The organism is Nostoc sp. CALU 546 (genome assembly GCF_048836525.1).
Window position 1 is genome coordinate 53,447 of record NZ_JAWJTF010000006.1, and the last position, 22,111, is coordinate 75,557.

A 22,111-nucleotide genomic window follows, 5' to 3' on the forward strand; every position below is an offset into this window, starting at 1 on the left:
TTCACATTAGATTGGTATAAGGTTTAGCCCATTCTGACCGGAGGCGGAGCGTCTCCGGCTCCGCTCCTGAGTTCTGAATTCTTCTTATAAATAGCTTATAAATAAAGCGTGCCAAAGAAACTTAACTTCTTTGGCACTATTTTTGGTGTTATTTTGACTAGGGTTAGATTCCTAACTTTTTCGATAAGTTGTAAATCTTGTTGTTCAATGCAGTATTGTGTCATAATCCGATTTTATAATTTTGAACATTAAATTGTAAAATTACTTATTATGCATTGTTCTGCCACCCTAACCGAACTGGTTGAAGTTATTTTTGCCCAAACTCTAAACTTATCTGAAACTGCTTTAACAAAAGTAAGTAGCGGTATCCAAACAGATAGCCGTACCCTCAAGCCGGGTGAAGTATTTGTCGCTTTCCGAGGCGATAAGTTTGATGGACATGAATTTGTACCAACTGCGATCGCAAAGGGTGCAATAGCTGCAATCGTAGATTTTGAATACGAAAATCCGGGATTTCCGGTATTACAGGTAAAAGACACCCTCAAGGCATATCAACAAATTGGCAGATGGTGGCGCGATCGCTTTAATATTCCTGTAATTGGCGTAACGGGTTCGGTGGGTAAAACTACAACCAAAGAATTAATCGCCGCAGTTTTAGGAACGAAGGGACGAGTTCACAAAACTTATGGAAATTACAACAACGAAATCGGTGTCCCGAAAACTCTCCTAGAACTTGGCGCAGAAAATGACTACGCCGTGATTGAAATGGCGATGCGCGGTAGAGGACAAATTGCCGAACTGACACAAATAGCGCGTCCAACAATTGGTGTGATTACCAATGTCGGGACGGCGCATATTGAGTTACTGGGTTCGGAAGAAGCGATCGCTGAGGCAAAATGTGAGTTATTAGCTGAAATGTCTGCTGATAGTGTGGCAATTCTCAACCACGACAATCCTTTATTAATGGCCACGGCGGCGAAAGTTTGGCACGGAGAAGTTTTGACTTACGGCTTTTCTGGCGGAGATATTCAAGGAAAGTTAATTGATAACGAGACTGTGGAAGTTGCAGGAATCCAACTACCACTGCCTTTACCCGGTCGTCACAATGCGACTAATTTCTTAGCTGCTTTAGCCGTGGCAAAAGTCTTGGGGATTGATTGGTCAAACCTCAAAGGAGGTGTGGAAGTGGATATGCCCACAGGCCGATCGCAGCGATTTACCTTACCTAATGATGTGGTAATTTTAGATGAAACTTATAATGCTGCACCAGAAGCTATGATTGCAGCGTTGCAATTATTGGCAGATACACCCGGAAAGCGGAAGATTGCCGTATTGGGTGCAATGAAAGAATTGGGAGAGCGATCGCAGCAGTTGCACCAGCGAGTGGGAGAAACAGTGCGAAAGTTGAATTTAGACGGCTTGTTAGTTTTGGTAGATGGACAAGATGCCGAAGCGATCGCTCTTAGTGCTGAAGGTATTCCATCGGAGTGCTTTGCAACTCATGCCGATTTGGTCGCTAGGTTGAAGACATTTGTGCAAACAGGCGATCGTTTATTGTTTAAAGCTGCTCATTCCGTAGGACTAGATCGGGTAGTTAATCAGTTACGTGCAGAATTTCCCAAATGAAAAACTCCATGCCACTTGCAGGATGGAGTTTTTGGGTATGGCAAATGGGGTATGGGGAAGAGTCACCAATGCCCAATGCCCAATGCCCAATGCCCAATGCCCCAATAGAAACTCTCACAACAATCCCCGATAACGAATAAAAAGCAAAACCACCGCCCACGACCCTAACGCGACTTTGACTGCAACTAGAATATTCAGCAAGGGGACAATTCCCCCACTCAAAAGTGCGCCCATTTCTCCGTGGGGTAACTCAACTCCAGTCAGAGTTATAGCCGCCAGTACAATGAAAACAAGAACCGAAACTTTCTCCCATGTAGCGGCGTGGTAGCGCTGGTAGATTTCTTGCATCCACTCCGGTGATGAGGTAATCGCAATCAAACCGATCGCAGTTCCACCTGCGACTCCAGCCGCAAAACCACCGCCAGGGCTGAGATGCCCCCGAATAGCTAGTTCAATACTTACCATCGCAGCAATAGTTGCTCCCAGACGCGCCAGCACAATGGATGGTTGATCGGTAAAACGATAGATCGCGCAGGACGGCTGTTCATTCGCTAGTAGAAAATTAACTCCCATAATTGCGATCGTAAATACCACCACCTCGAAGATAGTGTCATACAACCGATTCCTAAGAATGATCACTGTAACCGCATTGGGTATGCCACCATCTTTAACAACCGATTCAACGATCGAGAAATCCGGTATGACTGGCGCTGAATTCGGCAAGACGAGCATTTTTACAAAGAGCGCTATCCCTGCTGCAATGTAGATCCATTTCATTTATGCTTCTCCCCTTCAGCTGGTGTACTTACATAACTCAGGATTGTCGCTGGTGATGCAAGTTCGGTTTGCATAATCTCATAGATGCGTTTCACCCTAATGGCGGTGTGATAAAATTGTTTTTCGTCCTCACTGGTTGCCTGGTTTTGTTCTCGTCTGACACAAGTTGCATGGACTTCTTTATCCATCAACGCCCGTTCTAAAGCTTGGGTATTTGGGTAGGGAACCAGTTCTAGACGCATCTGGCGTTTGCGAAAAATTGTGCGTAAGTCATCCATCAGTTGCCCAAAATGCTGTTCCTCATCTGCTTCGTCTTTGACTAAGCCAAGACGCATTACCAGGGATGAACGCACTGCCACCGCGTAAAGGGTAATTGCCAGCATAGTACCCACCAATGCTTCGGTTAAAGCAACATCTGGCGCTCCTAAAACCGCATATACCATTGCCGCCACCGCTCCCAATATGCCGCGAATTACCAGCGCATGATAGGGATTGACCTGAAATACCACCATACACGCAGCCAACGGCAGTAGGGCGATGATGATATAGAGATAGCTATCATTCATAGTTACCCTCGCTACTAGAACAGTAAGCCAATACATACCCCAGCACTGTATTCCAGATGGCCAAGGAGATGAGAGCGAGGATGAGTAGCGGCCATTCGCTGGGTATCTTTAAGAGCAGCCCGATAATGATACTCATCGAGCCAAGGGTGTCTGCAACCGAAAGACTATGGAGTTTGAATAATAGCGATCGCTTGCCCAGCAGAGGAAAGGTTCCCCAAAACCAGAAGAAAAGTCCTAACCCTATGCATATATAACCCAAAAAGTCAATCATACTTCATTCATTCGTTTGATTACATGAGCCAGCAACATTAAGCCAGCATTTCCCACACTTAGGATGATGACCCCGACAACACCAATCATCCAATCATCACGGAAGACGGATACCACCAGGATCATGATTGAACTTTTGGTGGCAAAACTGGCAAATGCGAGCATTTTTTGCCAAATATCATCATCTTGCCATGCCTCATACATGGGGATGAGCATTGCCAGAATCATGGCAATCAATACTAGATTCAGGATCATACTTTTCTCCTCCGTCGCACCCAATGTACTTCGTACCAGCCTGCTTCGTGGTATTTCAAAACAATGGTCTTTGGCGTAAAGGTAATTAGGAAGATATCTAGGAATACAAGCCCTGGTGTACGTCCTGGTTTGGCTCGTTCCATCGTTATATCTTCGTATTTATGCGGGCGGAGGATGAGTTGAAATGCTTCAATATACGCTTGCGGAATCGCCACCATAATTTCACCCAGCACACGCAGCCAATCTTTTAATGATTCCCTTGCTGTTTTACCACCCGGTAATAGAAGTGCGATGCTGATGCCAATGATGATATTTGCCACACTGAAATCGGCAGTGAGCAAAAACCAAATAGTCAGTCGCAATATTAGATTTAAATACCCAACCATGCAAATCCCTTCCAGAACAATAGGATTAAAATCAGACTCATAACACCGATCAAATGGTCAAATTGTTCAAGGACACGCGGTAGCTTGAGTGCTGAGTGTTTAAAAATTAGTAAATACGCCAACCATCCAATGCCGATGGTTGCGAGGGGTTTAATGATATTCTCAACGGTGTACGCCTCGTAATACGCAATATTAGCTAGGAACAGCCCACCGAGCAATAGAATCATGGCTGCCCAAAAACCAGGCTTTACCTCCGCTTTTCCCCCACGCGGCAGAAATATGAATTTGGCAAAAGATATTGCTGTTCCGAGAGCTGCAATATTCATAGCGATCGCTTGCCAAGGCAGCAAATTCTTTGTCGTCAACACCTTCGCCCCAAAGCCGGACAACAAGGGGAAACCAGAGATCGAGAAGCTGGCTATAACTAAGGCGATCCAGATTGGGGTAGCGATCGCTTGATGTTGCAGTTCCTTGAAATTGCGACTCGGTAAAGCCCCGGCAATTAGAAAAAGTGCCGATTTAACCAGTCCGTGCGTCAGCGCATAAAAACCACCCACGGACGGCGCAGCGAGGATAAAGCCCAACTGCGAAACCGTGTGAAACGCTAGCATCCGCTTGGTATCTTTTTCAAAGACTGCATAGAAAACTCCCAAAAGCGCCGTCCCAACTCCAAAGGTTCTTACTATCGGATCAACCTCTGCCACCATTAGCGCACACCGCACTAATGGATAGACACCAGCTTTTACCACAACTCCCGACAGCATTGCCGACACTGGCGTTTCCGATTCCGAGTGAGTCAACGGCAACCATAATCCTGATACAAAAATTCCTCCTTTTGTCAAGAGTCCCAAAAAAATTAGGGCAAGGGCTTCTGGAGGTGCTACGCGCAAGCCTTCAAAACTAAAGGAATGATGCGCCTGATATGCCAACACCGCGCCAACCAGATAAAAAAGCATTGCCACGTTGCTGATAAACAGATAACGTAAGCCAACCCAAATTGACCGATCAGTTCGGGGATAGGCAATCAACAGAAACGCAGCAATACCACTCACCTCTAACGCCACGTATAAGCTGATCAAATCCGCACAAGCAAACGCGGCATTGACACTGCCGTGCAAAATGATCAGTTGTGCGTAAAAAAAAGCTGTCTTATCGCTGTGCCAACAGTAGAGGATAACTGCTGCCGTCACCAACGCATTAGTTAATATAAAGTAGCCGCTTAATTGATCGACTGTTAAAATAACGCCAAAATTATCTATTAACTGTAGTGTTAGTGGCGACTGAGTGACAAATAGCTGCAATGCATATCCTGCGGAAGCAAAAGCAACGCACAGAGCAAGATATTTGTCAACTTTTGGGAGCAGATAAATGACAAAGCCCAAAAAAAACGGTAGTGCAATCCATGCGATCGTAATGCTATTCATGGCGTATTATTCTTCTCGATTTCGTTGCTTTCCAAAGTCGGATTATCTCGTGCCAACTTCATAACGCCGACGAGCATTAACGCCTGAATCGAAAATCCGATCACAATCGCCGTCAATATAACCGCCTGGGGAACCGGGTCGGCGTATCTGATATTTTTGACGTTGGAAATAATTGGTGTGAATAAGCCATTTCGTGATGCAATTAGCACGTAACAGGCGATAACCCCGGTACTCATGACATCCATAGAGATGATCTTCATAACGAGGTTCTTTTTAAGGATGATGCCGAAAAATCCGCAAAATATTGTTGCGAATATGCACGCTTCTAACACGGAAATTGCCTGTTGGATAAGGATTGAAAAAGAGGAAAAGGGGCAGGGGGGATAGAACAGAATTAGGATTCGACATTTCGGATACGTTCAGTAACCACTTCACCTGTAGCTTGCTTACCCGCAGGGGTACGAGAACCAGTAGTAGAGAAGGAGTTAGTTATTTCCCCCTGCTCCCTCCTCCCTGCCCCCTTCCCCCTGCTTCTTAATTTGCGGCGCTAGCCTATTACATTGGCTTTCTCTAAAGCTTCTTTTTCTTCTGGTGATTGTTTGAATGCAAACCGCAATAAAGGCGGTGCTAAGAAGGTCGTCAAAATCACCATAATAACGATCGCAGCTTGCAATGGTTTATCAAGGGTACCACTAGCTGCACCAATGGCGGCAAACACTAACCCAACTTCGCCACGGGGAATCATCCCCACACCAACCGCTAACCGATTAATTCCAGGTTGACCAAAAACCGCCCAACCTGTGACAACTTTACCGATAATTGCGATCGCAATTAAAAAGATAGAAATAATTAATCCTTCTCGATTTTCTGGAACTAAAGGATTAAGAACTCCTAAATCAACTTTCGCGCCAACCGTCACAAAGAAAACTGGTACTAAGATATCAGCAACCGGTTTAACCTGCTCATCTAGCTCTTTGCGTTTATCCGTTTCATCCAAAACTAAGCCAGCCGCAAATGCACCTAAGATAGCTTCTAAATGAATGGCACTACCCAGAAAAGCCATGAAAAAGGCAAAGATAAATGCTGGGATAATTAAGTTGCCTCGCGTTTGCAATTTATCAGCGATCGCAACAAAACTTTGATTGAAATATTTCCCTAATAAAATCGAGCCAATGAGAAAGACTGTAGCACTGACAATTAGATAAATGACGTTGAAAATATCAACCTCACCAGTTTTAGCAAGACTCGCAACCACTGCCAATACAATGATGCCTAAAATGTCATCAATGACAGCTGCACCGACAATAATCTGTCCTTCACGAGATTTTAACTGCCCAATTTCTGACAAAACTTTTGAGGTAATGCCAATACTAGTAGCTGTAAGCGCTGCACCTGCAAAAATTGCTGGAATTACTGGCGCATGAAACAATAAAATCAGCCCCGCTGTTCCAGCCGCGAAAGGAACAGCTACCCCAACACAAGCAACAACTGTTGCTTGATAACCGACCTTCTGTAATTCTTTTAAGTCTGATTCTAGACCAATTTCAAATAACAGAATGATCACACCTAGTTCGGCAAGCACAGAAACAACTTCACTCTGGCTTTGAAAAATTGATGTGACTGCATCAGGACTGAGGTTATTAATGAATTGCAGGATAGTCATGATAATGGAGTCGCTACCAGCCGCTCCACTGTCGGGAAACACCACCAAATGCAGAGCAGAAGCACCCACAAGCACGCCGCCAACTAATTCTCCTAAGACAGGAGGCAAGTCAATCATTCTAAATAATTCGCCACCAATTTTACTAGCCAGATAAATGACTACTAAAGTTAGCAATACTCCAGTCAGGACAATAGGGGCATATTCTGCCTCATTGGTTGTTGCTAGTAAAGGAGACTGCAAACCTCCGGTGAGAAAATTTAACCGCGTAAACGAATTAAGTATTGGTTCTGAAAAAATCATGTTTTTGCTTGTGTTTCTGATTCATTTTGGAGCCAACTTAAAAAATGTAATTTCTATAGCGCTTCTCATTCGGGTGCAATACACTTTGACCTCACTTCCATTCCCTTGAAGGGAAGGGGCTGGGGATTGGGTCTATATTCTATGCAACAGAGAACCGCTATATCTCGTAATTCGTAATTGCATCCTTAATTACGAATTACGAATTACGAATTATTAATAGGTGTCAGTCTAGATGCTAACCCCAGGAGTATTAGCAGAACTTGCATGAGGATTAACTAAAGCAACAGCTTGTTTAAGTGCATCTACACGGTCTACAAACATGTAATGATCTGGTACAAACCTCGAAATGTCAAACTTTTCTAAGCGCTTTTTGACTTTGCTAGTTGCACCAACAATTAACACATGACGACCTTGCTCACTAGCATCCTTGATGGCATTTTCAATTGCCAAAGAAGCAGTCACACCCAACATTGGGACATCGGTCAAGTCCATAATCAACACATCAGAGTCAGCCATTGCTGAATGTTCACGAGCGATCGCTTTCGATACCCCAAAGATCATCGGCCCGCTCAGGTAAAATAGCAAGACACGTCCATTAGCTAGATCAAGCAATTTTTTCTCTTCGTTATTCAAGACAATTGCATCATCAGTATCGCTAATTGTCTTCACTTCCTGAGCTTGTAATTCCGACAGGCGATTGATAGTTAAGATATTAGCAATAAACACTCCCACGCCGACAGCAACAATCAAGTCAACAAATACGGTTAAGAATAATACACCGTACATGATGAGTGTGCCTTTCAGCGACACCTTATGAGCGCGTTTCAAGAAGCTCCAGTCAAGAATATCAATCCCCACTTTCAGAGCAATACCAGCCAATACCGCCATTGGGATAGGTTGAGTTACACCCGCAGCCCACAAAACTACAATTAACAAAATTAACGCACGAGTTAAACCAGATACAGCCGTACTAGCACCAGTTTGGATATTAACTACTGTTCCCATCGTGGCGCCAGCACCAGGTAATCCACCACACAAACCAGATACTAAGTTACCGATACCTTGACCAATCAATTCTTTGTCAGATTTGTGTTCGGTACGAGTCAAACTATCTGCAATTACTGCCGTTAATAAAGTATCAATACAACCCAACATCCCCAGCATCGCCCCATCCACAATCATGACTGTGATTTGAGATGCAGTAAAGGTAGGTATTTGCAATGTTGGTAGTCCAATTGGAATTTCACCAATTCGTCTGATATCCGTACCGCCAAAAATGGTTAAAGAAACTATAGTTCCGACAATTAATGCCACAAGTTGCGGTGGAACAATGCGCTTGAGTTTGCGTGGCATAAAGAAAATAATTGCCAGTGTCAGCAAACCTAAAGCTGTTTCGGCAGGATTAATCTGAGTTAATAACTGAGGCAAATTTTGCACCATCCCCAGTACGCCACCTTTAGGATTTGGCTGTCCGACAAAAGGAGCAATTTGCAAAATAATCAGAATCACCCCAATCCCAGACATAAAGCCAGAAATGACGCTGTAAGGCATTAGGGTAATGTATTTACCCAACTTAAATATCCCAAAAAAGATTTGGAATATTCCCGCTAGCATGACTACGGTAAATGCCATTGCCAAGCCGTTTTCAGGGTTAGCTGCGGTCATGGAACCGACAATTGCAGTCATGACTACGGTCATTGGCCCGGTTGGCTCAGAAATTAGGGTTGGTGTCCCACCAAATAAGGCTGCGAAAAAGCCAACGCAAACTGCACCATAAAGACCAGCTACAGGCCCAGCACCAGAGGCAACACCGAATGCCAGCGCTAGAGGCAACGAAACGATCGCAGCAGTTACACCACCAAATAAATCGCCTCGTAAGTTTCTAAAATGGATCGTATTAGTCAATGACATACTGGGGTATTGGTTACAAAAACAGCAAAATAAATTTGGGTTGTAAAAATTGCCAGCTACTTTGAGTAAGTTTCATGTTTTATGAACATGAAAAATTAGGCAAAAAACTTTAATTCTTTGCAAAGGAGCTATAGTGCCTTTCTAAATGACGAGTCGCTGAATACGAATTCCCACTAGATAAGGCTTAAGTCAAAAACGGTTCCAAAATGTGAACTGGGAAAACTTACCTAAATTGTAAGTTTTATTTATACTCAAATTTTATGCGATAAACAATAGCTTACAGCTTTATATGCCAATATTGTTAATTCACCAGCCCTAATATTAAATAAATATTAAATTGCTTTCATAGATAAAAGACTATATATCTCGAATAGCGAAGAAGATACCAAAAATTTTTTGTAAAGAGATATTTCATTGCAAGGGGAAAAACCCCGTCAGCATTTTGCCTTGGCAGTGACTTTGAAAGCCCAAAAGCACTTAATTGGCATCTGTCGCATATCCGTTCAGGATACTGCCAACAAAACAGGCTCTATTTGATACTCTTTCACTAAGTAATTTTGATGGCAAGGATATGCAACTGAAACTGTAAAAGCAATTGTATCCTTCGGTTTTCAGGAGTTAGACTTACATCGCATATTTGCAACTTGTCACCCAGAAAACACGGCTTCAGCAATAGTTATGCAAAAAATCGGAATGCAACAAGAAGGATATTTGCGAGAATACCATTGGATTAAGGGAAAATGGCGAGACTCTTGGCTATATGCCATTCTTGAACACGAGTGAAGAGGTATAAAATATCACCAATAAATTGGGACTGAAGCCCCGTCCTTTGAGGACGGCTTTTTATCATCGGTGACAGGACTTTAAATGAGTAATGAGTAACGAGTAATGAGTAATGAGTAATGAGTGGATGAAAAATGGGTATTTACTCATTACTTATTACTTACTCCAGAATCACCGACCCTTCTTTCTCGGTGAGTATGTCAACCATAGACGATCCGTAGACTTCAGTTGAAAAGACTAGGGCTGTTGCTGTAGCGTCTTTGAAAAAGAATTGCTGCCAAATTAGTTAATAAACAGGTGATTGCTAGCGACATCAAGATATAAGTAGGAGCCATCACCACGCCAATCATGAACCAGGTATATACGTGCAGTATCATTACAGAAGCGAAAAAGCTTGCAATTCCAGCAGATTGCCACACTTGAGATAATGGGCGACGTAACGCTACTAGGCTCATCGTTAAAATTGTGATCAGCAAGTTCGCTGGTACAAGAAATGCACAGATACCTATGCAGTTGCCACGAGAGAATTCAGCTAAGGTGTTAAGATCGAGCATTAATTTTGTTTCTTGGGATAGATGTTAGCTTTTTAAGAATTTAATTTAGTTTAAAAAAACGAAATCTAAATTAACAGATAAGTGAGTAATCACATTGCAAATATAACATAAATTAAACTATTGAGTTACGTTTTGATACTACTCAATAGTTAGGTAATTATAAAGATTTTAGATAGCTAGGGTGGGTATTTTCCACCCTCGCTGAATTAACCCGGTAAAATTACCGTATCGATAACGTGTACTACACCATTATCAGCTTCGATATCTGCTGCTAAAACTGTGGCATTTTTAACTTCAAAACCATCGGAAGAATCAATTTTAATGGGTGAACCTTCCACAGAGTTAACCGTGCCGAGTTGTGCTAAATCAGCCTTTAGCAGCTTTCCTGGAACGACATGATACTTTAAAATCCGCGTTAGCTGGGGAATATTCTGTAACAGAGTTTGGATAGTTCCCGCTGGTAACTTGGCAAAAGCATCGTCATTTGGTGCAAAGACAGTGAACGGGCCAGGACTTTTTAATGTTTCTACTAAACCAGCAGCTTGCACAGCCGCCACCAGTGTTTTAAAAGACTCAGCCGTAACTGCAATATCAACAATATCAGCCATATATCTTACCTAAATCTCTGCAAAAGATTTTAGAGGATAATAAACCTCTTTTAAGTTTTATTAAATAAAATAAATTTCATAGCAGGGGTGAATAATTTACAGCTAAATGAGTACTCCTGTCAGACATCGCCTTAGCTTATATTTTGCACCAGGCGACTAGAAGTCGCGGCTACACAGACAAAACCTGCCTCCGCAGGTTGAAAAACCTTGATTTTGCGTTAGTCTTCACAATACCAGGCGGATTTCTCTGCGAGACGCTGTTCGCGTTTGTTTGTATAGCCGCGATTTCTAATCGCTAGGGCTAGGTGCAAGATGTGAGTTAGCGAGTCTGCGGGCATCGGGTTTTCCTCCAGCAATACTGCCCTCTGCCTCCTACCTGACTCGATAAAATTATCAATATTTGGCAACTACCATAGTGATTTAGTCTCTCATCAACTGAGGGACGGTAGAATATACCTAATTTTCGTAGCTTCAAAAGCCAAACTATGACGATGCATTCCACACTCAAACGTGCATTTACTAACCGCCGCGTTCTAAAAGTGATCAGCGGTTTGAATAATTTCGACGCTGCTAGCGTTGCTGCTACTGTCAAAGCTGCTGAATTAGGCGGTGCTACTTTCGTCGATATTGCCGCCGATCCAGCCTTAGTTCAGTTAGCTAAAAGTTTGACAAGTTTACCAATTTGTGTATCGGCAGTAGAACCAGAAAAATTTGTGCAAGCTGTAGCAGCTGGTGCTGATTTAATTGAAATCGGTAATTTCGATTCTTTCTATGCTCAAGGACGCCGCTTTGAGGCTCTGGAAGTACTAGCGCTAACTAAGCAAACCCGCGCTCTCTTCCCAGAAATCACTCTATCTGTCACCGTTCCCCACATTCTGGAACTAGATCAACAGGTACAGTTAGCAGAAGAATTGGTGAAAGCTGGAGCAGACATAATTCAAACCGAAGGCGGTACTAGCAGTAACCCAGTTCACCCCGGAACTTTAGGATTAATTGAAAAAGCTGCCCCGACGTTGGCAGCAGCTTTTGAGATTTCCCGTGTGGTGTCAGTACCAGTATTGTGTGCTTCAGGTATTTCTAGCGTCACTGCACCATTAGCGATCGCATCTGGTGCTGCGGGTGTTGGTGTTGGTTCCGCCATCAACCAACTCAATAGCGAAATCGCAATGATTGCTGCTGTGCGTGGCTTAGTAGAAGCCTTAGCGACTGCAAATGTAGTAAGGAGTTAAGAGTTAAGAGTTAGGAGTGATGAGTTATGAGTTAAGAGTGATGAGTTGAAGAAACTTATTTATTCAAAACTTTTAACTTTTAACTCCTAACTTCTAACTTCTAACTTCTAACTCCTAACTTCTAACTCATAACTTCTTTCAAGGCATAAATCACCTGATCTTGCTGCTGTTGTGTCAGTTCTGGGAACATAGGTAGAGATATAACCTCATGGCAAGCTTGCTCTGCTATTGGTAAGTCCCCAATTTCATAGCCCAAATTTTGATAAACTGGCTGCAAATGTAAAGGATGGGGGTAGTAAATCATTGAACTTACGCCCTGTTCTTGCAATTGACTACGCACCCAATCTCGATATTTGGCGCTAGAACCATTACGCCCTTCGCCTGATATGCGAATAGTGTATTGGTTCCATACCCCAACACCTTCAGGTAATTCTTGGGGCGGGACTATCCCTGGAATTTGACTGAGGAACTGATAATAATAGTTGGCGATATCTCGTCGGCGATCATTCCAAATATCTAAATAACGCAGCTTAATCTGCAAGATCGCTGCTTGGAGAGCATCCAAGCGGCTATTTACACCGATTTCCTCATGTAAATATCGAACTTTACTACCATGATCTCGTAATATTCGGAGTTTGGTAGCGATCGCTGGATCATTAGTCGTTATTGCTCCGCCATCACCACAACCACCAAGATTTTTGGTAGGGTAGAAACTAAAGCAACCAATATGTCCAATACTTCCTACTTTCTGATCAGCCCACATAGCCCCTGTAGACTGAGCGCAATCTTCAATTATTGCCAAATTGTGAGATTGAGCGATCGCCATTAATGATGTCATATCCACAGGTTGTCCAAATAGGTGAACCGGGATAATCGCTTTGGTTTTGGGTGTAATAGCCGCGGCTAATTGCTCCACATCTAAATTAAACGTAGTAGCGTCAATATCAACGAAAACAGGCTTTGCACCAACGGCGCTAATCACTTCTGATGTAGCAATAAAGGTGAAAGGCGTTGTAATCACTTCATCGCCTGCACCAATGTCCAAGACTCGTAACGCTAAGTAGAGCGCATCAGTACCAGAATTACAAGCCACACATTCTGTAACAGTATTATAAGCGGCAAACTGTTTTTCAAAGCCTTCGACTAAGGGGCCGCCAATATAGCGGCCAGAAGCTAAAACCTCTAAGACGGCTGCACTTACTTCTGCTTCGATGGTGGTGTATTGCTGCTTGATATCAAAGGCAGGGATGGGATTTACACTTTGGATCATGAGTTCTCATTTTATCGGAAGATACAAAGGATGCACTTCGACAGTCAATTTTTGCTGATTGAATTGTTAATCAAATAGGAGCTACTAAAAGACTATCGCCCAAGATACGCATCTATTAGGGTTTTTACTTAAATTGTGGCGCGGTAAACTGCCGCACATTTAATTTACAGATAGTAGGCATACTAGGTGTTTGCCTTGTTAAGGTCGTACCATTTGGAATTTTGAATTGATGAAAGTGATATATATCAAAGGATTGCGGCGAAGAGTCCCCCAGCACACGTACTCGTTGGTGGGGGAGGAACGCCGCTCTGGGACTGGGTACTGGGTACTGGGGACTGGGAAAACATTCAAAAATTTGGGAGAGGTGAGAGCAAATTCCATAATTTTTAGTTTGAAAACCAAATCCCCAGTCCCTAATCCCCAGTACCCAGTCCCTTTTACTCAAGATCCAACACATCGGATCAAAGTTCCTCTTGTGTGGGCTGCTTTGAGAAGAAAATACTAGGAGATAGAGAACCCATGCAGGAATTGATCAAGCTGGATTTTGTGGATTTAGCTATTGCTGTGGGATTGATGGCGATCGCCATTGGTTTATCTGCCTGGGAAAAATTAGGACTAGAGTTAAACTTAGCCCTTGCTACTGGGAGAACCATCTTACAACTTCTTGTATTGGGATACATTTTAGATTTCATCTTGGCTTTAGACAATGCTTGGGCAGTTTTGGCGCTATTAGTAATAATGCTGACAATTACGGCGATTGTCGCACGAAATCGCATCAGCCAAAAAATTCCTCATCTGTTGCCTTTGGTGTGGGGTGCAATTTTAATTAGTACCGCCCTGACAGTGCTTTACACCAACTTCTTGATCGTTCAACCAGAGAGATGGTATGAACCACAGTATATAATTCCTTTAGCAGGGATAGTTTTAGGTAATGCTACCAATGCAGCTGCGATCGCAGGCGATCGTCTTGTCAGCACCATTAATTCCAGTCATCTCGAAATAGAAACTCATTTGAGCTTAGGTGCAACTCCAGAGCAAGCAGTTAGCCAGTATCGCAAAGACGCCATCAAAGCCGGATTGATTCCCACTCTCAATCAAATGATTCTCATCGGTATGGTGGCAATACCAGGAATTACTACTGGACAATTGCTAGCAGGTGTTAAACCTCTGGATGCTGTATCTTATGAAATTTTGATTATCTTCATGGTTGCTTTCGCTAACTTGTTGACAACACTTTTAGTTACGAAGGGGTTGTGTCGTCAATTTTTCAATTCCGCCGCGCAGTTGGTGAGTTAAGGTAGGGGGCAGGAGGCAGGAGCAAACAAGGACACTGTATTTCTTGCGCTACGCGTCTCAAAATACATATTTTTTTGTTTTTCATAAATAAATTTAGTTGCTCTCAAACTCTTTTGGCAGAGGGAATAATTATTTTCTAAAACCTCCTGCCTCCTGCCCTCTGCCTTTCTTCGGTGAAGCGGTTAATCTACATCCAAGAGTATTTGATCATCTTGCCCTGGCAGATCAAGAGCAATCAACAGTGCTTGATTTAGTTGGGCGATCGTTTCCTCAAAAAGCATTCCCCGCAAACGCAATAAGCGTGATTTTGAGAGTACCCGAATCTGATCTGTCATTGCGAGCGAGTCATGGGTTAAGCCACCGTTGGGTGCTTGAATCAAAACTTGTGTAGGATAGATGCGCTTACTTGATCGATAGGTTGTACAGGGAACTGCCAGAACCACAGGACTGGCAACATTAATTACACCCCGACTGACAATAATGACTGGACGGGTTCCACCCTGTTCTGATCCTTCAGTCGGCTCTAGACGGGCGTCGTAGACTTCACCCCGTCTCATTCTGGAGTTTCCTCTAACTTCAAAGCTTCCCACTGAGCCGGGGCAAATTCTGCCTCCATCTGCAAAACTTCGGCTTGATACTCTACATCATTTGCCATTTCTGCTAAGGCTGCATCAATTTCTGCCCGTTTTTGCACAGCGAGTTCACGCCGTAATGCCCGTGTTACAAACTCGTTGCGGCTTTTGGCTTTTCCTGCCTGAACGGCTTTATCCGTTGCCTCTAACAAATCTTGTGGGATAGTCAATGTTGTGCGAACCGTCTGTTGCTCCATACAGTTCTATTAAATGATGTTTGTTTTGATGACTATTATGACATCACTTTAGTCATAACTTATTTCTTTCTGTTGCGATCGCCAACACACTGAGCAATTACTTTAATACAAAGGGCCTAATTACCAGCACAAGATGTAGCGGTGAGCGAGGAGTTATGGGGCGACGCAATAGGTACTTGAGCAACCAGAACCACCTTCCCATTGGCATCTGTAACCCATCCTTGAGCTTCCACAATTTGAGTAGGTTCATTGACAGAATTAACTTTCTGTGACTTTTCTTCTGTATTTGGCTGCGCTTGTACACCCACTTCTTTCTGAATATTGCCAGCACGATTCTCACTCTCTGGAGAGAGTGTGATCCAATCTGCTAGCACCGCATCAGCTATCAATAGCTCTGTGGGATCGGGTGCTAGTCCTCCACGCCCAGTAGCAACAAATGAACTACTGGCTATTTTTCCACCAGAATTACAACCAGCAGTAATTTGCTGCGAAGCATCATCCAGATTTACGGGCAATTCTACTAATCCTTTACTGGGGTCAGCATCTGGTGAGTTGATTTGTACAGTGCCATTTAATAAAGGGTTTTGCTGAGAAAATGCGGTAATGTCACTTGTTCGCAAGTTCTTCGGGTTTATTTCTTCCGGATCAAGTCTCTCTACGTCTGCACGAGTGCGGGGTACAAACCCAAAGATGTTCTTAGCGGTGATTGTGATTTTACCACCAGAACCAGAGAAGGCATTGGCAGTGATATCGCTATTTGCAAAGGGAGCGGCGACAACAAAGCCATTAGGTGCTTTGATGGTGATATTACCGCCATCTCCACCAAGCCCTGTCTTACCTGCATTAGTGGTTATTTTACTTTCGCGGCGCATCAATAATAAGTCCTGCACCTGTACCGCAATATTCCCGCCTCGACCTGACTCGGTTTCAGCTGTAAGCTTTCCTTTGTTGTCCAGAAGTATGGAGCGAGCGGTTATATTTAAATCGCCAGCTTTACCTAGGTTATTTGGATCTCCGACATAGATTACATTTTTTCGAGCTTGGCTGCTCACAGTGATTGCAGCCCCATTATTGATAATCAATCGCCCTGTCGTTAGGGTCAAGTTGCCGCCATCTCCAGGCCCTTCAGTTCCAGAAAACAAGCCACTGAGTCTAGAACCATTTGGTGAGGTTCCAATTAGTTCTACGGAATCAGAGACGTTTACCGTCAAGTTTCCTGCTTTTCCTGTATTTTTTGGTGTAAGTTGGTTAGAAATAAACCTATATATACCCTCAGAGCTTGTTGATATTCTTGCCCCTCCTTGGATACGCAACTTTCCAGTATTAATTGTGATACTGCCAGCGTTTTTATCGCCATAAGTTGCACTAAATAATCCACTGGATATTAAATCACTACCATCTCGGAACACAGGAATGGAGGTGCCACCGATTAGTTCCACGGAATCTGATGCGTTTATGGTCAATTGCCCGTGTAATTGTGCCCCACTTCTGACCACCAACTTCTGAGTAGTGACATTTATGTTTCCAGAGTTTCCGTTTGATAAACTCTGAGTAAACACTTGTGTATCTTGTTCAACTACTACAGACTCTGAGGCGTTCACTGTCAAATCCCCTCCTGATTGCCCTCCAAAGAGATCAACTAGAATTAGGAAACCGCCAGCTACCCGCACAAGCTTCCCTTGCACCTGAATATTGCCGCGCCCCTCTCCATGAGTATCTACAGTAGATCGAATTTTATTTAACTGGATTACTTCGACGTTCTGGAAATTTTGAACACCTTCATATCCAAATGCCCAACCTTGATTCGTTGGGCTGAAACTAACCAGACTATTACCAGCGACGCTTCCTAACTCAACTCTTCCATCCTTTGCTGTGATATTTCCCCCCTCTAGCCTGATATCACCGCCTATCAGTGCCAGGGTTTTGCCTTGCTGCACCTGTAGACCAACGCCTTGCCTAAAGATATTAACTGCGCCATCTGGTTTGGCTTGGGATTGATTGCGGATGGGAGCAGCAGTTGCTCCAAATTGCAAACCAATGGGAACACTTAGTGTCAGTAGAGGTGTAGTTTGAGGAGATGTAGCACTAAACTTTGTACCATCAGCAAAGTTCAAGCTACTTGCCGTACTTGCCACAAATGAACCGCCGATATTTAAAGAAGCATTAGACCCAAAAACAATGCCGTTAGGATTAATCAGAAACAGGTTGGCTGTGCCGTTAGCTTTCAGAATGCCATCTATATTAGAAATCGAATTACCTGTTACCCGACTGATGATATTTTGAATATTTATTGCATTGTTAAAGTGGGCTGTACTTCCCGCAGAGACAGAAAACTGTTCAAAGCTGTGGTACAAGTTTGTACCACGAACTGCCCCACCATCAATCTGGTCTATAGGCTGACCATCGATTAGCTTTGGCGTAATGATTGAACTTTCAGATCCAAGTGTGCCATCCCTTTGTATTTGGGCTAAGGCAAAGCTCTCAAAGAAAGTGAGCGCTCCAGCAATTGCTAAAGTACTCACTATTCCTAACTCCCAGCACCAACTGCTTCGGTTTCCAGACATTAGAAACTTGCACCCAAAAAGTAAGAGTATATTGAAATACTGCTCCTTGCTAATTAGGTATGGTGATACTTGGGATTATCTCTGTAGCCTAACTAGTAAATGCAAAGTTCAGCATTTTTATACTTACTAGAATAAACTCTTTACAGTACAAAGACTAAATTATTTAACAGTTGCAGCCGAAAGGGTCGCCAGTTGACGGGCAAGGGATACACCATGAATTCTCCATTAGAACAATTTCCTGTTCTGTGCCTGCACTACCAGATTTGATTTTGTTTGGGTCAAGATTGCATTGCCATTGAACTGTCAAAGCTCTATCATCTAATACTCCGTATTTTTCAAGCAATGCGTATAAGCCAGCGTTATTAACGCTTTCAAGTAGTTTCTGTTCAACTTCTGCTTGTAACTTCTGTAATGTTTCAGAGTCCATAACTGTTTCCATTTCCTAAAGGATGTGTATCATTAGTTGATACGGCTTGGCTAGGAAGAATTACGCATGGTGTTACAAAACTTAATATTTTAACGCTGGATTACCTTTATACATTGATGAACTAAAAGGCAATACACTTGGGTTAAGGGTTATTGGTGTAGATGATTGGTCTTTGAAGACGCGATAAATCTAATTCGCACTCTTGCTAACGCCCCGCTTCTCTACGAGACGCTACGCGAACGCTAGCGCAATTAAACTCAGATAGACACAACGGGCACAAGGGTTTTTACTTACCTTGAGATATAAGGATTTTTTCTCGTGCGAACGCTACCGCGAACGCGCCACTTACGGGCGTTAGCGTAGCGGGACATTTTTTGATCAATCGAAGACGCGATAAATCGCGTCTCTACAATAATAGGTTTTGTTGCTAATTCTTAATCCCCGTCGCCGCAATACCCTGAATAAACTGACGCTGACCGATGAGAAATAATACCATCACTGGAACTGTCGCTATGGTCACTGCTGCCATCATCAAGGGCCAATTATTCGTAAATTGCTCTTGAAACTCTGCCAATGCCAGCTGCACCGTTCTTAATTCTGGTCGTGTCGTAAATACTAAAGGCTTAAATAAATCATTCCATTCACCGATGAAAGTGAACAAAAATAGTGTTATTAACGCCGGACGGGCTAAAGGTAACATCACTCGCCACAAAATTTGTAGTCGGTTTGCCCCATCTATAGCTGCGGCTTCCTCTAATTCTACGGGAATTGTCTGGAAATACTGACGTAACAAGAAAATCCCAAACCCGTTGACCGCAGTGGGTAAAATAAGCGCCCAATATGTATTTATCAAGTGTCCCCACTTCAAAACCAAAAAGATGGGAATCACCAATAACTGAAAGGGAATCACCAAAGTTGCTAAAACGACTAATAGCAGTGCTTGGCGTCCCCGAAACTTCAGCCGTGCTAAGGCGTAACCAGCCAAAGCAGAAGTGACAATCTGAAACGCCGTCACAGCGATCGCTACCAAGGTAGAATTAGCAAACGCCAGCAAAAATTTTCCCTGTTGCCACGCAACGCGGTAATTTGCTAAAGACCAGTTATTTTTGGACAAATTTTCTGGGCTGGCGGCAGTCGGTGCAAAGGAGGTGAGAAAGACCACAAACAGCGGTAGTAGAACGATAAATGCCCCTAGCAGTAACACTACTAGGCTTAAAAAATCGCCAGATTTTAGATTCGGGTTTGGTTTAGACATAACTCAAACTGCAAAGCATTTGTTTCGCTAGGACTAGAGCATCTCCTCCAGCAACAGTTAATCTATAAACATAGTTACTTGTTAAGTTAAATTAAACCACAGTGATTGTTACCCTCAGTTCATAGGGTAAATTGAATCCTGGTGTCAAATAATTCAAGTTTACAGGAGTAAACATAACCATGCCGCAGCTTACAGACGAATTTAAAGGATTAGATTTCAAGAGCGAAACATACAAAGATGCTTATAGCCGGATTAATGCGATCGTGATTGAAGGGGAACAAGAAGCCCATGAAAATTACATCACCCTAGCCCAACTGCTGCCGGAATCTCATGATGAATTGATTCGCTTATCCAAGATGGAAAGCCGCCACAAGAAAGGATTTGAAGCTTGTGGGCGCAATTTGCAAGTTACCCCAGATTTGGAATTTGCTAAGGAGTTTTTCTCTGGACTACACCAAAACTTCCAAACTGCGGCGGCAGAAGGTAAAGTCGTCACTTGTCTATTGATTCAGTCTTTGATTATCGAATGTTTTGCGATCGCAGCATATAACATTTACATCCCCGTCGCCGACGCTTTTGCCCGCAAAATCACTGAGGGAGTAGTAAAAGAAGAATATAGCCACCTCAACTTTGGAGAAGTTTGGCTCAAAGAACACTTTGCAGAAGCCAAGGCTGAACTTGAACTTGCAAACCGCCAGAACCTACCCATAGTTTGGAGAATGCTCAACCAAGTAGAAGGTGATGCCCACACAATGGCAATGGAAAAAGATGCTTTGGTAGAAGACTTTATGATTCAATACGGAGAAGCATTAAGTAACATCGGTTTTACGACTCGCGACATCATGCGCTTGTCAGCTTACGGACTCATTGCCGCCTAAAAGAGTGCCCAGTAACGAGTCCTGAGTGCTGAGTAGTTAAAATTCAGAACTCAGAACTCCTAACTTTTAACTCCCAACTCTACTAAATTCCACGCCTCAAGATAGCATAAGCCTAATAATCACTACATGTTTGGTCTAATTGGACATCTGACTAGTTTAGAACACGCTCAAGCGGTAGCTCAAGAATTGGGATACCCAGAATATGCCGATCAAGGGTTAGACTTTTGGTGTAGCGCCCCACCGCAAATTGTTGATACCATTATTGTCACCAGTGTAACTGGGCAACAAATTGAAGGAAGATATGTAGAGTCTTGCTTTTTGCCGGAAATGCTAGCTAGTCGCCGCATCAAAGCCGCAACGCGCAAAATCCTCAACGCCATGGCCCATGCACAAAAGCACGGCATTAACATCACAGCTTTAGGCGGATTTTCCTCAATTATTTTTGAAAACTTTAAGTTAGAGCAGTTTAGCCAAGTCCGCAACATCAAACTAGAGTTTGAACGCTTCACCACTGGAAACACACATACTGCCTACATTATTTGTAAGCAGGTGGAAGAAGCGTCAAAACAACTGGGAATTGATCTGTCAAAAGCGACTGTTGCTATATGTGGGGCAACTGGGGATATTGGTAGTGCAGTTACACGCTGGCTAGATGCGAAAACAGATGTCCAAGAACTTTTGTTGATCGCCCGTGATCAAGAACGTCTCAAAGAGTTGCAAGGCGAATTGGGGCGAGGGAAAATCATGGGTTTGACAGAAGCACTGCCCCAAGCTGATGTTGTAGTTTGGGTTGCTAGTATGCCCAGAGGCGTGGAAATTGACCCCACTACTTTGAAACAACCCTGTTTGTTGATTGATGGTGGTTATCCGAAAAACTTAGCAACCAAAATTCAGCATCCTGGTGTACACGTGTTAAATGGTGGAATTGTAGAGCATTCCCTGGATATTGACTGGAAGATTATGAAAATAGTCAATATGGATGTGCCAGCCCGCCAGTTGTTTGCTTGTTTTGCCGAATCAATGCTGCTGGAATTTGAGAAGTTATACACGAACTTTTCGTGGGGACGGAATCAGATTACCGTAGACAAAATGGAGCAGATTGGTCGGGTGTCAGTAAAACATGGATTTAGACCGCTGCTAGTTTAGTCATTAGTCATTGGTCATTGGTCATTTGTTATTGGTCATTTGTTATTTGCAAAGGACAAAGGACAACTGACAAAGGACTAAAGACAAAGGACAA

Annotated in this window: 24 protein-coding genes and 1 pseudogene; 7 read left to right on the plus strand and 18 right to left on the minus strand. The window is 43.3% G+C overall.

Annotated features, from left to right (window positions below):
* Positions 1-270: 270 nt before the first annotated feature.
* Both RRG12_RS04630 and RRG12_RS04635 read left to right on the plus strand, forming a co-directional pair.
* Complete coding sequence (locus tag RRG12_RS04630) at positions 271-1,626, plus strand: UDP-N-acetylmuramoyl-tripeptide--D-alanyl-D-alanine ligase (RefSeq protein ID WP_420758514.1); 1,356 nt, start codon at positions 271-273, stop codon at positions 1,624-1,626.
* Positions 1,623-1,766, plus strand: a complete 144-nt coding sequence (locus RRG12_RS04635; RefSeq protein WP_420758515.1) for a hypothetical protein — start codon at positions 1,623-1,625, stop codon at positions 1,764-1,766. The genes RRG12_RS04630 and RRG12_RS04635 overlap by 4 nt, the downstream gene beginning before the upstream one ends.
* Here RRG12_RS04635 and RRG12_RS04640 read toward each other — a convergent pair.
* From RRG12_RS04640 to RRG12_RS04680, 9 genes are all read right to left on the minus strand, one after another.
* Positions 1,741-2,403 (minus strand): Na(+)/H(+) antiporter subunit B, encoded by a 663-nt coding sequence (locus RRG12_RS04640; protein WP_069073510.1) that lies wholly within the window; start codon positions 2,401-2,403, stop codon positions 1,741-1,743. The two genes, RRG12_RS04635 and RRG12_RS04640, sit on opposite strands and share 26 nt — an antisense overlap.
* Complete coding sequence (locus RRG12_RS04645; RefSeq protein ID WP_420758516.1) at positions 2,400-2,969, minus strand: DUF4040 domain-containing protein; 570 nt, start codon at positions 2,967-2,969, stop codon at positions 2,400-2,402. The genes RRG12_RS04640 and RRG12_RS04645 overlap by 4 nt, the downstream gene beginning before the upstream one ends.
* Entirely contained in the window at positions 2,962-3,240 is a 279-nt protein-coding gene (locus tag RRG12_RS04650; RefSeq protein WP_069073512.1) for a monovalent cation/H(+) antiporter subunit G, read from the minus strand. Before RRG12_RS04650 ends, RRG12_RS04645 begins: the two co-directional genes overlap by 8 nt.
* A complete protein-coding gene (locus RRG12_RS04655; RefSeq protein ID WP_141699846.1) occupies positions 3,237-3,494 on the minus strand; it encodes a hypothetical protein in 258 nt (85 codons plus the stop codon). Before RRG12_RS04655 ends, RRG12_RS04650 begins: the two co-directional genes overlap by 4 nt.
* On the minus strand, positions 3,491-3,880 hold the full coding sequence (locus RRG12_RS04660; RefSeq protein WP_069073513.1) for a Na+/H+ antiporter subunit E: 390 nt from the start codon (positions 3,878-3,880) through the stop codon (positions 3,491-3,493). The genes RRG12_RS04655 and RRG12_RS04660 overlap by 4 nt, the downstream gene beginning before the upstream one ends.
* Positions 3,865-5,304: a cation:proton antiporter gene (locus RRG12_RS04665; protein WP_420758517.1), complete on the minus strand. Its 1,440-nt coding sequence runs from the start codon at positions 5,302-5,304 to the stop codon at positions 3,865-3,867. Before RRG12_RS04665 ends, RRG12_RS04660 begins: the two co-directional genes overlap by 16 nt.
* Positions 5,301-5,636, minus strand: coding sequence for a cation:proton antiporter subunit C (locus tag RRG12_RS04670; RefSeq protein WP_420758518.1), 336 nt, complete (start codon positions 5,634-5,636; stop codon positions 5,301-5,303). The genes RRG12_RS04665 and RRG12_RS04670 overlap by 4 nt, the downstream gene beginning before the upstream one ends.
* A 215-nt stretch (positions 5,637-5,851) precedes the next feature.
* Entirely contained in the window at positions 5,852-7,267 is a 1,416-nt protein-coding gene (locus RRG12_RS04675) for a cation:proton antiporter (protein WP_420758519.1), read from the minus strand.
* 228 nt (positions 7,268-7,495) lie between these two features.
* On the minus strand, positions 7,496-9,178 hold the full coding sequence (locus tag RRG12_RS04680) for a SulP family inorganic anion transporter (RefSeq protein WP_420758520.1): 1,683 nt from the start codon (positions 9,176-9,178) through the stop codon (positions 7,496-7,498).
* Between the two features lie 576 nt (positions 9,179-9,754).
* On the opposite strand from RRG12_RS04680, the pseudogene RRG12_RS04685 reads away from it, so the two are divergent.
* Positions 9,755-9,961, plus strand: a pseudogene (locus tag RRG12_RS04685) (GNAT family N-acetyltransferase); the annotation flags it as partial.
* Positions 9,962-10,185: 224 nt separating this feature from the next.
* Here the strand turns inward: RRG12_RS04685 and RRG12_RS04690 are convergent.
* The 3 genes from RRG12_RS04690 to RRG12_RS04700 form a co-directional block, all read right to left on the minus strand.
* On the minus strand, positions 10,186-10,515 hold the full coding sequence (locus RRG12_RS04690) for a hypothetical protein (protein ID WP_420758521.1): 330 nt from the start codon (positions 10,513-10,515) through the stop codon (positions 10,186-10,188).
* 206 nt (positions 10,516-10,721) lie between these two features.
* Positions 10,722-11,123, minus strand: a complete 402-nt coding sequence (locus RRG12_RS04695) for a fasciclin domain-containing protein (RefSeq protein WP_069073559.1) — start codon at positions 11,121-11,123, stop codon at positions 10,722-10,724.
* Between the two features lie 218 nt (positions 11,124-11,341).
* Positions 11,342-11,530 carry a hypothetical protein gene (locus RRG12_RS04700; protein WP_420758522.1) on the minus strand — a complete coding sequence of 63 codons (189 nt, stop codon included), beginning with the start codon at positions 11,528-11,530 and terminating at the stop codon, positions 11,342-11,344.
* Between the two features lie 78 nt (positions 11,531-11,608).
* Here RRG12_RS04700 and RRG12_RS04705 point away from each other — a divergent pair, with 78 nt between their 5' ends.
* On the plus strand, positions 11,609-12,352 hold the full coding sequence (locus tag RRG12_RS04705) for a DUF561 domain-containing protein (RefSeq protein WP_420758523.1): 744 nt from the start codon (positions 11,609-11,611) through the stop codon (positions 12,350-12,352).
* 121 nt (positions 12,353-12,473) lie between these two features.
* Here the strand turns inward: RRG12_RS04705 and RRG12_RS04710 are convergent, their stop codons facing one another.
* The gene (locus RRG12_RS04710; RefSeq protein ID WP_069073557.1) at positions 12,474-13,622 is read right to left on the minus strand and encodes a DegT/DnrJ/EryC1/StrS family aminotransferase; all 1,149 of its coding nucleotides are present in this window, start codon (positions 13,620-13,622) and stop codon (positions 12,474-12,476) included.
* Between the two features lie 519 nt (positions 13,623-14,141).
* Between RRG12_RS04710 and RRG12_RS04715 the strand changes: the two genes are divergently transcribed.
* Positions 14,142-14,918 carry an ABC transporter permease gene (locus RRG12_RS04715; protein WP_069073555.1) on the plus strand — a complete coding sequence of 259 codons (777 nt, stop codon included), beginning with the start codon at positions 14,142-14,144 and terminating at the stop codon, positions 14,916-14,918.
* A gap of 182 nt (positions 14,919-15,100) precedes the next feature.
* On the opposite strand, the gene RRG12_RS04720 is transcribed toward RRG12_RS04715, so the two are convergent.
* The 5 genes from RRG12_RS04720 to RRG12_RS04740 all read right to left on the minus strand — a co-directional run bounded on the left by RRG12_RS04720 (position 15,101) and on the right by RRG12_RS04740 (position 19,993).
* Positions 15,101-15,475: a type II toxin-antitoxin system PemK/MazF family toxin gene (locus RRG12_RS04720; RefSeq protein WP_420758524.1), complete on the minus strand. Its 375-nt coding sequence runs from the start codon at positions 15,473-15,475 to the stop codon at positions 15,101-15,103.
* Positions 15,472-15,747 carry a ribbon-helix-helix domain-containing protein gene (locus RRG12_RS04725; protein ID WP_420758525.1) on the minus strand — a complete coding sequence of 92 codons (276 nt, stop codon included), beginning with the start codon at positions 15,745-15,747 and terminating at the stop codon, positions 15,472-15,474. The genes RRG12_RS04720 and RRG12_RS04725 overlap by 4 nt, the downstream gene beginning before the upstream one ends.
* Before the next feature lie 116 nt (positions 15,748-15,863).
* Entirely contained in the window at positions 15,864-18,311 is a 2,448-nt protein-coding gene (locus RRG12_RS04730) for a filamentous hemagglutinin N-terminal domain-containing protein (RefSeq protein WP_420758526.1), read from the minus strand.
* A 163-nt stretch (positions 18,312-18,474) separates the two neighbouring features.
* Complete coding sequence (locus RRG12_RS04735; RefSeq protein ID WP_069073551.1) at positions 18,475-18,738, minus strand: hypothetical protein; 264 nt, start codon at positions 18,736-18,738, stop codon at positions 18,475-18,477.
* Between the two features lie 427 nt (positions 18,739-19,165).
* On the minus strand, positions 19,166-19,993 hold the full coding sequence (locus tag RRG12_RS04740) for a carbohydrate ABC transporter permease (RefSeq protein ID WP_420758527.1): 828 nt from the start codon (positions 19,991-19,993) through the stop codon (positions 19,166-19,168).
* Positions 19,994-20,172: 179 nt separating this feature from the next.
* On the opposite strand from RRG12_RS04740, the gene RRG12_RS04745 reads away from it, so the two are divergent.
* A complete protein-coding gene (locus tag RRG12_RS04745; protein WP_420758528.1) occupies positions 20,173-20,871 on the plus strand; it encodes an aldehyde oxygenase (deformylating) in 699 nt (232 codons plus the stop codon).
* A 126-nt stretch (positions 20,872-20,997) separates the two neighbouring features.
* Positions 20,998-22,017, plus strand: a complete 1,020-nt coding sequence (locus tag RRG12_RS04750; protein WP_181928918.1) for a long-chain acyl-[acyl-carrier-protein] reductase — start codon at positions 20,998-21,000, stop codon at positions 22,015-22,017.
* The last annotated feature ends 94 nt before the right edge of the window (positions 22,018-22,111 follow it).